The 12,361-nt window shown below is 55.2% G+C and carries 11 protein-coding genes; 4 read left to right on the top strand and 7 right to left on the bottom strand.

What is annotated here, in order from left to right; genetic code table 11:
- From JJD66_RS27170 to JJD66_RS27160, 3 genes are all read left to right on the top strand, one after another.
- A partial coding sequence (locus JJD66_RS27170) for a hypothetical protein (RefSeq protein WP_234452354.1) occupies window positions 1–1,258 on the top strand: 1,258 nt, incomplete at its 5' end.
- 926 nt (window positions 1,259–2,184) lie between these two features.
- On the top strand, window positions 2,185–3,450 hold the full coding sequence (locus JJD66_RS27165) for a hypothetical protein (RefSeq protein ID WP_200649455.1): 1,266 nt from the start codon (window positions 2,185–2,187) through the stop codon (window positions 3,448–3,450).
- 1 nt (window position 3,451) lies between these two features.
- A complete protein-coding gene (locus JJD66_RS27160) occupies window positions 3,452–4,585 on the top strand; it encodes a hypothetical protein (protein ID WP_200649454.1) in 1,134 nt (377 codons plus the stop codon).
- A 223-nt stretch (window positions 4,586–4,808) separates the two neighbouring features.
- Here the strand turns inward: JJD66_RS27160 and JJD66_RS27155 are convergent, their stop codons facing one another.
- Window positions 4,809–5,690: a LysR family transcriptional regulator gene (locus JJD66_RS27155; protein ID WP_200649453.1), complete on the bottom strand. Its 882-nt coding sequence runs from the start codon at window positions 5,688–5,690 to the stop codon at window positions 4,809–4,811.
- Between the two features lie 116 nt (window positions 5,691–5,806).
- Between JJD66_RS27155 and JJD66_RS27150 the strand changes: the two genes are divergently transcribed.
- Complete coding sequence (locus JJD66_RS27150; RefSeq protein WP_200649452.1) at window positions 5,807–6,838, top strand: SDR family oxidoreductase; 1,032 nt, start codon at window positions 5,807–5,809, stop codon at window positions 6,836–6,838.
- A 48-nt stretch (window positions 6,839–6,886) separates the two neighbouring features.
- Here the strand turns inward: JJD66_RS27150 and JJD66_RS27145 are convergent, their stop codons facing one another.
- From JJD66_RS27145 to JJD66_RS27120, 6 genes are all read right to left on the bottom strand, one after another.
- Complete coding sequence (locus JJD66_RS27145) at window positions 6,887–7,474, bottom strand: hypothetical protein (protein ID WP_200649451.1); 588 nt, start codon at window positions 7,472–7,474, stop codon at window positions 6,887–6,889.
- The gene (locus JJD66_RS27140; protein WP_200649450.1) at window positions 7,471–8,043 is read right to left on the bottom strand and encodes an RNA polymerase sigma factor; all 573 of its coding nucleotides are present in this window, start codon (window positions 8,041–8,043) and stop codon (window positions 7,471–7,473) included. The genes JJD66_RS27145 and JJD66_RS27140 overlap by 4 nt, the downstream gene beginning before the upstream one ends.
- A gap of 152 nt (window positions 8,044–8,195) precedes the next feature.
- A complete protein-coding gene (locus tag JJD66_RS27135) occupies window positions 8,196–9,818 on the bottom strand; it encodes a vWA domain-containing protein (protein WP_200649449.1) in 1,623 nt (540 codons plus the stop codon).
- 196 nt (window positions 9,819–10,014) lie between these two features.
- Complete coding sequence (locus JJD66_RS27130; RefSeq protein ID WP_005783625.1) at window positions 10,015–10,665, bottom strand: DUF799 domain-containing protein; 651 nt, start codon at window positions 10,663–10,665, stop codon at window positions 10,015–10,017.
- On the bottom strand, window positions 10,662–11,024 hold the full coding sequence (locus JJD66_RS27125) for a DUF4810 domain-containing protein (RefSeq protein WP_005783622.1): 363 nt from the start codon (window positions 11,022–11,024) through the stop codon (window positions 10,662–10,664). The genes JJD66_RS27130 and JJD66_RS27125 overlap by 4 nt, the downstream gene beginning before the upstream one ends.
- A gap of 29 nt (window positions 11,025–11,053) precedes the next feature.
- Window positions 11,054–11,734 carry a CsgG/HfaB family protein gene (locus tag JJD66_RS27120; RefSeq protein ID WP_005783620.1) on the bottom strand — a complete coding sequence of 227 codons (681 nt, stop codon included), beginning with the start codon at window positions 11,732–11,734 and terminating at the stop codon, window positions 11,054–11,056.
- Window positions 11,735–12,361 lie beyond the last annotated feature (627 nt).

Here is a 12,361-nt window from a genome sequence, read left to right as displayed (position 1 = left end):
AGCCTTGAGCTTGACTGAGTTGAATGATGGCGCGCTCTTCGACGCTGAGTTCGGAATAGGACATAGGGGCAGCACCGTACCGGAAAGGTCAGGTGTTGCACTCAGTTTTCGCGGCCGCCGGGCTATTTTTGGCAGTTCCGCAACCTCATCGTATGCTGAAGATATTCTGATGCTCATTTCTGAAAAGAAATTTTGTAAGGCCATCGTCGAGTCGTCACCTGGGACAGCATTGGAAATATATCTCGCAGTTAAGGATGCGGAAAAACACTCAATCAACATTGATGTTTTTTCGAAAAATATTATTAATTGCGCAATAATGAATAAAGAATCTTTTTTATATCAAGAGGCCGGAGACTATAACTCAGGTTTAATAGGTCATTTTAAACCTTTAAGCCACGCAATGTTTTCGCAGCATGAGATGGTGGAGGAAATCGGTTCAATGTTCGAGTTGGACCTGTGGGGGGGCAACTCCCTTGATGCGTCTCAATGGGAAGCCTACTGTAGGATTGTGCTGATGACGTACAAGGACAAGGTTAACAGCGACTTCTGGGGTAGTTCGAGATCTCTTTGGCATGCCTTTGATAATATTGAGAGCATGGTTAGCGACTTATATAGACTTAACGGAGTTGTCGATTATTCAATAAATGATGATTCAATAAAAAAATTGCGCGTTGCAGTGAGCTTCATACAGAGCATTATAGCCGCATTAGAAAATCTTGGTATTCCTAAGCATTTGACACTTAAGAAAGACGGCGTAGTTGGAAATCACTACGATCAAATTGCAAATTTAATTTTTGAAATTATTCAAAGGGCTGCTGCAATCAAGGAGCCTTGGGCGCTGGCATGGTGGATACACCACAACACATTATGGGGAGAAATATTCGGCGCCTTCTCTTCTAAAGGACCGGCGGCTAAGATTATTATGTTTAAGTTTCGACGCCTTGTCTATGAAGAGTTCAAAAGAATGGAAGAATTTCCAAATTTCAAAGGAGCGAAATTCGCAGGTTTTTTCCTCAATGTATTTGGATTTCTACCCAATAAAGCTACCGGCAAACATGAAGAGATAATTAAAAAAATTGTAGTTGGTTGGGTAAAGAAATTCTATGTCGAACTTCATCGTAAAAATCCACAGGTAGCTACGCATTGCCTAGTAGACGGCATAGTTTACGATGACTTAAGGCTGAGACTGATAAAAACATACTCACCAAATGCTTTGCGGCCAAAACCTAAAATGGTGTACCTACAGTTAGCCACATAACCTGATTGTAGAGAGTACAGTATATTAATCAGTGGGATACATTACGCACGTTGTACGTCGAGCCTTAGCGAACAGAAATGCAGCAATAATGATTGGCACCAGTTTTAATGAAAGTGCTTAATTAGGATGCGCTGTTGTCGTGGAGCTGCTAGCCGACCGTCGTTTGGCCGAGGGCAATACGAATCATGAAATGGCTAGGCAATGCGCACTTACGACTTACTTAAGGGCTTAAGGGCAATGGCTGCGTTAAGGCGAAGTGGGCCTGAAACTCCCAAAGACCGAAATACAGGGGCAGGGGAAAGGGCGCATTACCTATGAAAGCCATGTTGAAGGGTATCCCTCGACCCAAATAGTATTTCGCGAGAGGCAACCAATGACGAACAGCATTTATTCATGAACATTCGCTTCGTGTCGGTGCAGCCCTAGAGCTATTAGCCAACGTCCCCGTATGACGTATTGCCGGCTGTCTGCGCGAATGCAAATGATTGGTCGATGGTGATGCGATTAGGCAGTCATGTGAGAAAAAATGGCGCAACTGATCCCACTGATCCCACTGATCCCACTGATCAGACAAATCAGCACTGGGTTACTCGCGCTCCACCCAGCGCGCGCCGTTGTCCCCCCACCACACCTACGGTCTAAATAGGACGGTAATTCCGCATACCTGCAACAACCGAAAGCCGTGTACGCAAGGGGCCTTTAGCCAGACACACCACATCAGAAATACCTGCGATTCCCTGCAGCAAACGCTCCCGCCGAGTAACGCTCCTGCGGAAAAATCCTTGTTGCTTAGGGCACTAGTGCTAATCCAGTGGCTTCATCTTGCTTGACAAGGCTTCTCACGTCTTGAAGGATCAGCCACTACAGGCGATTCGCCACCAACTGATCGCGACAGTTTTCTAGACCGCAAGCTCACAGGAATACTTATGGACGAGCAGACAAAAGGGGCTTGGCTTCTAGCACAGTCAAAATGCCTAGACGGCATTACTGGTGCGAGCCGATTAGAAAATATTCAATACGCAGGTAAGACAGGGAGGCTTTACAATCTGCTCAGAAGAAACACTCTAGATTCATCCATGCAGACGTTAAACTCGGAAGATATTACGACGATTTGTCAACTTAATAATATTGACCGAGCATCCCGCGAGTCTGGCTTGCAGCTATTAGAGCGAGAAGGCCGAATAGACATAGGCGAAAATAAATCCATTGCAATTTTAGGGGCTACCGCCCGATCAGTTTTAGAGTTTACTTCTCAGATATTCGATGACTGCGAGCCATCCAAAGAGGAAACGGCCGCAATTCATTTATCTGAGTTGGTCGCTCAAAAACCGATTACTAGAGCAGAGGCTACTGAATACATTTCAGATAACTTCAAACTTGCGAATGACAAAGCCTCAAGCGTGGTCGACATATGCAAATCTACCGCTATTCTTGACCAAGCGGAAAACAAAGGCCTAGTCCTTTTATTCAACAACAATAATTTTCGAAGTGGAAACTACGCTCAAAAAGCGTATCAACTTCTTCAGTCGCTAAATGCGGCTGAAAGTCAGAGCTATCGTGAGCTACAGGATCACCTTAATAAAAAAGGTGCTATCGACGACAAACAAGCTGAAAGAATACTTGGCTCTGTACTCTTCAAGCGCTTAGTTGGAATTGGTTTACTTGACCGACTTGAGGTGAGCAACAGCACAGAGGTTATTGGATATCTAACATCACCAAATTCTTTCCAGAAGTTTGGTCGACCTTTCGAAGATGATCCAATCGACGACGCCAAAGCACTTATGGCATCTTTGACCTACGGCATGACCCGCAGCGAACATAAACGGGGAAATATTACTTTACCCGACGCTCTTTTAAGAAAACTTATATCTGGACATCCAGTAGGTGGCGAACGAGGCGTTGCAGCAATTGGTGAAGATTATAAAGAGCTTGAAAAAAGACAGGTAATTAAAGTAACAAAGAAAGCTGGTAACCGATATACTATGACTCTGTTAAAGAAAGATGTCGGAGAGCTCGCAAGGACGATAATCCAAGGGAACGCTCCGGCTCAGGATGCGCTCTTAATGGATGGCGGCGCCGCGAAAAGCTTCAAAGGCCCTGCTGAAAATCGTGCAGAAATTCGTGCAAAACATACGCTTGATGACACGCAATTCATTGCAAGCGCACTAGATCAAATGAGGAGCGGTGGCTAATATGGCAATTTCTAAGGGTCCACTGTTAGAAGAGCTTGTTAGAGCATATTTCTCAAAACAAGGTTTTTATGCAATCAGGTCAGTGCCCTTCTCGTTCGAGGGCAACGATGTAACTGATATCGACGTCTGGCTTTACAGCAGGCAAACTGCTAGCGTCCGAATAAAAGCAATTGTTGACGTAAAAAACAAACGATCGCCCAAAGCATACGAAAGAATCCTGTGGGTTAAAGGTTTACAGTCAATCCTTAAGTGTGATCGCGCTATTATTGCCACTACAGACGAAAACCCTGGACTGGCTAAATTTGCTCATGAAAACAATATCTCAGTACTTTCTAAAGGTTTTTTAGATCGTTTAGACAAAAAGATCAATGTGGATGCGCGACTCTCGATTGAGGAATTCAATTTAGCCATCCAGGAAAACTATAACCATAAACACGACGGTGACTGGATCAAAGTCTTATCCGATACAAAGTCGGCACTTGCAAGCCTTGGAAGCTTCACTGCTTTCAATAAAGCGATGATGGCGTTTCATTTTTTTGCTGACCGCATGGAAGTTAGATCACAATATAGCAACCAACTACAGCGATGCCTTCTTTCTGCGGCCTCTCTGGCATGTATTGCTTTAGACGGCGCACTTGAGAAACTCACTTTTCAAGATGCGGTGTTCCGTTTTGAGGGTGTAAAAGACGGCATAACTTACGGCGACAGCGACGGAAAATTCAGGCAAAGTCTGGAGCTTGCTTTCAGAGCAATTTCCGAGAATGTTATCAATGGTAAAACTCTAGCGAGCCAAGCCAAAGAGAATATAAACCAAGAGCTTTCAAAAATCAGGGCAGACTTAATAGGCGAGTACTTTGCTCGAGAACACAACGCGCAGAGTCTATTTAGCGCAGCGAAAGAGCTGGATGAAAAAGCTTTCGCTAAGGAAAGTGCGGCAGTTGAGTTATCCATCGAGGCACGGTCGATCCTGGGTGTATTTGCAGATTTTGTCAGGGTAAAGAGAAGCATCCTACCAATAGGTCGCAATCTGTCAGCGGCCAGCGAACCGGCATTTGAACCACAGAAAAGCCCGGAGACGGAGGCAACAGCAGCAGATGAAAGGATAGAAAAAAGTCTGCAAGGTAAGCTTTTGTAAGCTCAACACGCGAGAAGGAGCATAGCCAAGCACCTCTCCTTCTCGCTCAGCAGCAGCGCCATGTATCCCTGCATGTATCCCTCCAACAACAAAAATAAAATAATTTGTTTAAAAACAATTATTTAACATGCTAATTCGAATCCCGCCGGGGCACCAGATACGAAATGAAAAAGCCCCCGTCGTGAAATCTGGGGCTTTTTCGAACGATGCCCTGAAGCACCATCTAAGCCACCCACTCTTCCCCATCCCCCCTCAACACCTCCCGCAACACCCCCTCCAACACCCCAAAAAACCCCTGAATATGCCCCTGCTTCAACGCCTGTGGCCGCGTCACCAAATAAACCTCCATCGCCGGCAGTTCTATCTCCTGAAAAACCTCACTCAACCCCGTAGCCAAAATACGCGGCAACACCGCCACCCCCATCCCCCGCCTCACCGATTCAAGCTGCACCGCAAACGAACTCACCCTAATCGGCGCATGATCCAGCCCCGCAGCTTTAGCGGCACGCATTTGCGGTAGCAGATCCAGCGGTGGCAGCAAGGCGATACTGGCGGCAGTCGCTGGGGTTAGCGCAGGAAACCGTTGCAGGTATTCGGCGGTTGCGAACACCCCGTAAGCGAGTTTGCCGAGCCCTCGGTAGATCAGGGAAGGTTCGCCCAGGTGTGCGGTGCGTATGGCGATGTCGGCCACGCCTCGTACGATTTTGTGGAAGTCGGTGGTGACCTGCAGCTCTACGGAGCAGCCTGGGTGCTGCGCTGTGAAGCGGCTGGCGGCCTCGAGCACGCTGGCAGAAAAGCCTTCGCCGGCGCTCACCAGCACGGTGCCGCTGAGGGTTGCCGGCGTGCCGTCGACGGGGGCCTTGCGTCGCAGGCCGGATTCGGCTGCCAGGGCGACGTCTACCAGGGCTTGGCCTCGGGAGGTGAGCCGGCAGCCTTCTACGCCGCGTTCCACCAGTGGCTCGCCCAGGGCGGTTTCCAGTTGGGTTAGGCGTCGGGAGACGGTAGAGGCCGCGATACCGAGTAATTGGCCTGCCTGTAAAAAGCTGCCGCGCCGTGAGACTGCCAGCAGCAGTCGAAGATCGTCCCAATTTGCCTGCAATGCCATATCTCCGCGCTTCCCTGGTGTGCAGATGTGCAAAGCCATTATGCCGTAGGCGCTGTTTTTACGGCGCGGGCTCGCGGGTATATCTACTGGCCTTCTCAACAAATGGAATGGCCTGTATGAACACGAACCCCAATCGCTTGCGCAGCACCTTTGTGACCGGTGCCACCGGCTTGCTGGGCAATAACCTGGTACGGGAGCTGGTCGCACGGGGTTATGCGGTGAAGGCGCTGGTCCGTTCGGCGGCCAAGGGCGCGCAGCAGTTCGGCGATTTGCCGGGCGTGGAGTTGGTGGTGGGGGACATGGCTGATGTGGACGCCTTCTCGGCGGCGTTGCAAGTCTGCGATACGGTGTTTCACTGCGCGGCGTTTTTTCGGGATAACTACAAGGGCGGCAGCCATTGGGAGGAACTGGAAAAGATCAATGTGATCGGTACGCGAGCCCTGCTGCAACAGGCGTATGACGCCGGTGTGCGACGGTTTGTGCATACCTCGTCGATTGCCGTGCTCGACGGTGCCCCCGGTACGCCGATCGACGAGACGTGCCTGCGGGCCGAAGCCGATGCGGATGACTACTACCGCAGCAAGATCCTGGCTGAGCGGGAGGTGTTGAGGTTTCTTGAAAGCCATCCGCAGATGCACGCCTGCATGGTCTTGCCCGGTTGGATGTGGGGGCCGGGCGACCGTGGGCCGACGTCTTCGGGGCAATTGGTCAGGGACGTCATCAACGGCAAGTTGCCGGGGCTGATTCCTGGCAGCTTTTCTCTGGTCGATGCCCGCGATGTGGCCTGGGCGCACATCGCCGCCGCCCAAAGCGGGCGACGGGGCGAACGTTATCTCGCGGCCGGTCGCAACTTGACCATGCGCCAGCTGATTCCGGCGCTGGGGCGTATTGCCGGGGTCAAGGTGCCCTCCCGTCAACTGCCGCTGCCCGCGCTCTACCTGTTGGCCGCAGTGCAAGAGGCCTACGCTTACCTGACTGGAAAGCCCATCTTGCTGAGCATGGCGACGTTGCGGCTGTTGATACGCGAGGAGCACCGTACCCGCTTTGACCACCGTAAAAGTGAAGAAGAACTGGGGCTGAGCTTTCGTGTGCTGGAGCAGACCCTCACGGACACGGTGGCCTGGTCCCGGGCCTACGGCGGGTTGTAATAAAAAGCCCCAGGTCGACAGGCCTGGGGCTGGTTCTTGGCGACAGGTTCAATGCTGTTGCAACGCCTCTAGCCTCGCCGGCAAGTCCTCCTCGGGAAAGCGTTGGTACAGCGCCAGCAGTTTTTCATCCGCGGCCCTGGTTTCACCCGCTCGGCGCAGGTTCACAATTTCCTGCAGACCCTCTTCCAACGTCGGCAGCGCCCGTTTGCTGAGTTTCAGCGCTGGCTGATCCGCCACTGCGCTTTCGGCTTGAGCAGGCGCACTTTCAACTCGGGGCGCTATCGCCATCCGGGCCATGGGCGCGGGTGCGGAGAAGGCTTGCGGCGCTGGCTGGGCGGCTTCTTCGTGGTGCAGCGCAGAGAATGTCGCGGTGGAGATTTCGGGTTGCGGCACGGGGGAGCGCATGACCACGCCGATCATCAGTGCCAACCCGGCGACGGTGGCAAATGCCATTTGCCAGCGCGGGCGTTGGCAGGCTTGCAGCCAGCGTTGCCACAGGCTGGGTTGCGGCTGCAGCGCTTCGTGGCGGGCGGCGTTGAGGATGAAGGCGTCGAGGGACGCGGGCGGTTCGCCCGTGCTGTGTTGACGAAAGTGCTGGAGCAGCGCGTCGTCTGGGGTGTGTCGGGAGTCAGTCATACAGGTACCTCCTCGGCCAGCAGGCGCCGCAATTTTTGCAGGGCGTAGCGCAGGCGGCTTTTTACGGTTTCCAGCGGGGCGCCGGTGAGGGTGGCGATTTGCGGTACTTCGAGCTCGCCGTGCAGGCGCAGCAGAAACACTTCGCGCTGGTCTTCGGGCAACGCTTGCAGGGCCGCGTCGAGGCGCGCCTGGTCGCGGCTGAGGGTCAGTTGCGCCTCGGGGCCGTCGCTGTCGTCGGCCTGGGCGTGCAGCTGTTCATCGTAGCTGTCGTGCAAGGGGTTGTGGATGCCGTGCTTGCGCCAGTGGTCGATCAGGCGGTTGCGGGCGATCTGGAACAACCAGGTGCGAAAACTCGCCCGGCCTTGTGGCTGGGTGGTGCTGCGGATGAGGCTGAGCCAGGTGTCCTGGTAGATTTCTTCGGCCAGTTCGGCTTTGTTGCACAGGGACACGAGGAAGCGGTACAGGCCCTGGCGGTGGCGGCTGTACAAGGCTTCGAAGGCGGCAGCGTCACCGGTTCGATAGCGGGCCAGCAGCGATTCGTCGCTGGGTGAGTCATCTGGAACGGCCATGTAGTGGGCGAACTCCTTTTTGTCAGCCGAAGCAGGGTTAAGTGTGGGAGCGGGCTTGCTCGCGATGGCATCCACTCGGTGTGCCTGATGGACCGAGTTGTCTGCATCGCAGGCAAGCCAGCTCCCACATTGGTTCATTGTTGTGGTGGAGATCAGGGTTTGAGGCTTTGGGCCAGCTCCACCAGTTGCACGAATTCGTTGCGCAGCCCGAACGGGTCATCACCGCGGGCCGAGCGTGCCAATTTCGCGGTGTCTTGCACACTCATGGTGCCAGTGTAGCGGCCATCGCCCTTGAGCTGTTGGGCGAAGGCGGCCACGGCAGACGCGAAGCGCAGATCATCGCTGGCCGGGGTGGTTTGGTTGGCGATGGGGCGTTCGATCAACTGACTGTTACCGCCCGCAGCGGGTTTGTAGCGCACCCGAAGCATCGCAAGCTCCGCGGATTGGCTTGCGTCCGCAGGCGCAGCGGCATAGCGCAGAGGCTCCAACCAGCCCTTCTCGCCCTTGGGCACGATTTCATACAGCGCGGTCACAGTGTGCCCTGCACCAATCTCGCCGGCATCGACTTTGTCGTTGTTGAAATCCTCACGCTTCAGGGCGCGGTTTTCATAGCCCAGCAGGCGGTACTCGCTGACCTGGGCGGGGTTGAATTCCACCTGCAATTTCACATCCCGTGCCACCACCGCCAGGGTTGAGCTGAGTTGCTCCACCAGCACCTTGCGCGCTTCACGCAGGTTGTCGATATAGGCGTAATTGCCATCGCCCGCATCGGCCAGTTGTTCCATCAGGTGTTCGTTGTAGTTATCCACACCGAAGCCGAGGGTGGTCAGGGACACGCCACTTTTGCGCTGGGTTACCGCCATTTGCTTGAGGCTGTCGAAGTCGCTGATGCCCACGTTGAAGTCGCCGTCGGTGGCCAGCAGGATGCGGTTGATGCCTTGGTCGATAAACCCTTCGCGGGCCATCTGGTAGGCCAGTTCGATGCCGGATGCGCCTGCGGTGGAGCCGCCGGCGGTGAGTTGGTCGATGGCGTTGCGGATCTTGGCTTTTTCACTGCCCGAGGTGGGCTTGAGCACCACGCGGGATTCACCGGCGTACACCACCAACGACACACGGTCCTGATCGCGCAGTTGGTCCACCAGTAATTTCAGCGTGCTTTTGACCAGCGGCAAGCCTTCGCGGCGGTCCATGGAGCCGGACACGTCCACCAGGAACACCAGGTTGGCAGGCGCCAGTTCGGCCACGGTTTTATCGGAGGCTTTGATGCCAATGCGCAGCAGTTTTGTGCGGGGGTTCCATGGCGTGGCGGCGACTTCGGTGGTGACGCCAAAGGGTGAGCCGTCGGTGGGCAGTGCGTAGTCATAGGGAAAGTAATTGACCATTTCCTCCAACCGAACCGCGCCTTCGGGCGGCAGGCGGCCTTGGTTGAGGAAGCGCCGTACGTTGGCGTAGCTGCCCGTGTCGACATCCACGCTGAAGGTGGAGACCGGGGTTTCGGCGACGCGGTGCACCGGGTTGTCGGGCAGGTTGGCGTATTGCTCGCGGGGTTCGCTGCGGTCATTCATCATCGCCATTTCACGCACCATGATCGGTGCCGGCATGGCCATACGCTTGGCCATCGCGCCCTCAACCGGCGCGCTGTGCAACTCGGCGATGGGTTGTACGGGTTTGGCCACCTCGGGAGAGGAAGACAGCCCACACCCGGCCAGCGCTACCAGCAGGGTAACGATGAAGCCTTGGGCAGCGGGACGCAGGCAGAGCAGAGGGCGGGACATGGGCTGAACCTCGTGAATGAATAGTCCGTTCACAAGGTCAGACGCGAGGAAGGTTGGGTTCGGGTTAAACCTTGGAAATTCACCCCGATCAATGTGGGAGCTTGCCTGCGATAGCGGTGTGTCAGGCAGCCTTTCCAGCACTGGCCCACCGCTATCGCAGGCAAGCCAGCTCCCACAGTTGAATGGCGGTGTTCTCTTAGTCCGTGCCGTACTTGGGGTTACGCGGGCCGTACAAGATACCGGTGCGTTGCCCTGCCGACAGCAACCGCGCACTGGTGATACCGGCAATCGGGTGTGCCGCATCGGTGGAGCTGTTGATCACCTGCTTGACCGCCGCCGTGATCAGCATGCCCACCAGGCCGCCACCGTTGTTGTTGCCCTCCTCGCTCGACGCCCGCGCCGAACCGGTCCACAGGGTGGTGCCGGTGCGCAGGTCCACCAGTTTGGCCGAGGCCGTCACCGAGGTGTCGCTGGAGATCAGCATGTACTGAGTGCCGTACTCGCTGATGGTGATATACAGCGCCGCGTCCGCACCAAAGATGTCATGCAGCTTGGCCGGTTGTACGGCCTGGATATCGTTGGCGGTGGTGAGGCCGTTCTGGCGGAAGGTTTCGTCCACCAGGGCAATCGGCAACACGTAGTAGCCGGCTTCGGCCAGCGGGTAGGTGACTTGCGACACCAGGCTGTAGGACGCCTGCACTTCCGGCGATTCATTGATCGGCGGCAGTACCAGGATCGACTTGGGCCGCGCCTGTTTGTACGCCGAATAATCAACCGTCTTGGGTGCGGCGCAACCGCCGAGCAACGCCAGGGCCAGCAAGGCGCCGGTGAGTTTTAACAGGCTCATTTGGTGGCGACTCCGGCTTTGGCGTTTTTCAACAGAAAGTCCATGTACGCAGCAGATTCGGGGAACAGGGCCTTCTCGGTGCGAAACTCCTGCACCATCTGGTCATCCTTGCCCATGTTCATGTACAGCATGCCCAGGTGCGCGTGGTAACCCGGCGGCGCCTTGCGGCCACTGGCGTTGATCTTCTGCAGATCGCGTTCCAGTGCTTCCACCTGCGCTTCCTTGGGCTCGCCCTTGAAGTACTCGTAAACCTGCGGCTGGTAGCTCTCCCATTGATACAGGGGCTGGGGCGCCGTCTGGCACCCGGCTACCGTCGCGATTGCTGCCAGCGTCAGCGCTAACTTCACTGCCTTGCTCATCCGTGTACTGCTCCTTGTGGTGTGGCTGATCAGTTACGCGGGTTCCAGGCGCCGGCGTTGATGCCGTCGACCAGGCGGTTGATCGCTTCGCGCATGGCCAGGTCGAGCACCTTGCCATTGAGGGTGGAGTCATAGCTGGCGGTGCCGCCGAAGCCGATCACTTCACGGTTGGACAGCGCGTACTCACCGGCGCCCTGGGTGGAATACACCACTTCGGAGGTGTTGATGTTGACGATATTCAACGCGACTTTGGCGTAGGCCACTTGGGTCTTGCCACGGCCGAGGATGCCGAACAGCTGGCGGTCGCCGGTTTCTTTGCGGCCGAACTCGGTTACATCGCCAGTCACCACATAGTCAGCGCCCTTGAGCTTCTGCACGGTGCCTTTGATCTTGGCTTCCTGGGAGATTTCGCCCATGTTGTCGCGGTCCAGCACGCTGAAGCGGTTGGTCTGCTGCAAGTGGGTGATAAGGATGGTCTTGGCCTGGCCACCGAGACGGTCAACGCCATCGGAGAAGATGCCGCGCATGTAGCTGGAGCGGTTATCGAACTTGCCCACGGCAATCGGCACACGCACGCCGGAATAGGCCACGTGGGCGCTGGCGACTTGCTCCACCGGCATCGCGCGGTTGCTCTCGGTGGCGCAACCGGCCACGGTCAACAGCGCCGCGGCGGTGAGGCCCGACAGCAGGATTTTGGACAGTGTCTTCACAGGGTGCTCCTTGGGTGAGGAAATCAGCGTTGCTGGGTTTTCCAAGGAGAAAGGCAGCCTGAAAACGCACTGGCCTGGATTCTTCCCTGAAAGACGGTGATACAACGGCTGCGGCATTTTACGGGGTTGAGAGCGGTTCTCAAGTTGTTTCGGCCATAGGTGGGTGGCTTACCCTACTGCCGACCGCAATACTCAAAGCAACAAAGATCAAATGTGGGAGCTGGCTTGCCTGCGAAAGCGATAGTGCAGCAACAGATGCAGCGACTGACACACCGCCTTCGCGGGCAAGCCCAATGCCGATCAATTAAACGAACGCAATACCCAAAGCAACGAAGATCCAATGTGGGAGCTGGCTTGCCTGCGAAAGCGATAGTGCAGCAACAGATGCAGCGACTGACACACCGCCTTCGCGGGCAAGCCCAATGCCGATCAATTAAACGAACGCAATGCCCAAAGCAACGAAGATCCAATGTGGGAGCTGGCTTGCCTGCGAAAGCGATAGTGCAGCAACAGATGCAGCGACTGACACACCGCCTTCGCGGGCAAGCCCAATGCCGATCAATTAAACGAACGCAATACCCAAAGCAACGAAGATCCAATGTGGGAGCTGGCTTGCCTGCGAAAGCG

The organism is Pseudomonas sp. MF6751 (genome assembly GCF_016613265.1).
Taxonomy (GTDB): domain Bacteria; phylum Pseudomonadota; class Gammaproteobacteria; order Pseudomonadales; family Pseudomonadaceae; genus Aquipseudomonas; species Aquipseudomonas fluorescens_BV.
The sequence above is the reverse complement of the archived record's forward strand: the minus strand, read 5'-3'. Positions and strand labels throughout refer to the sequence as shown.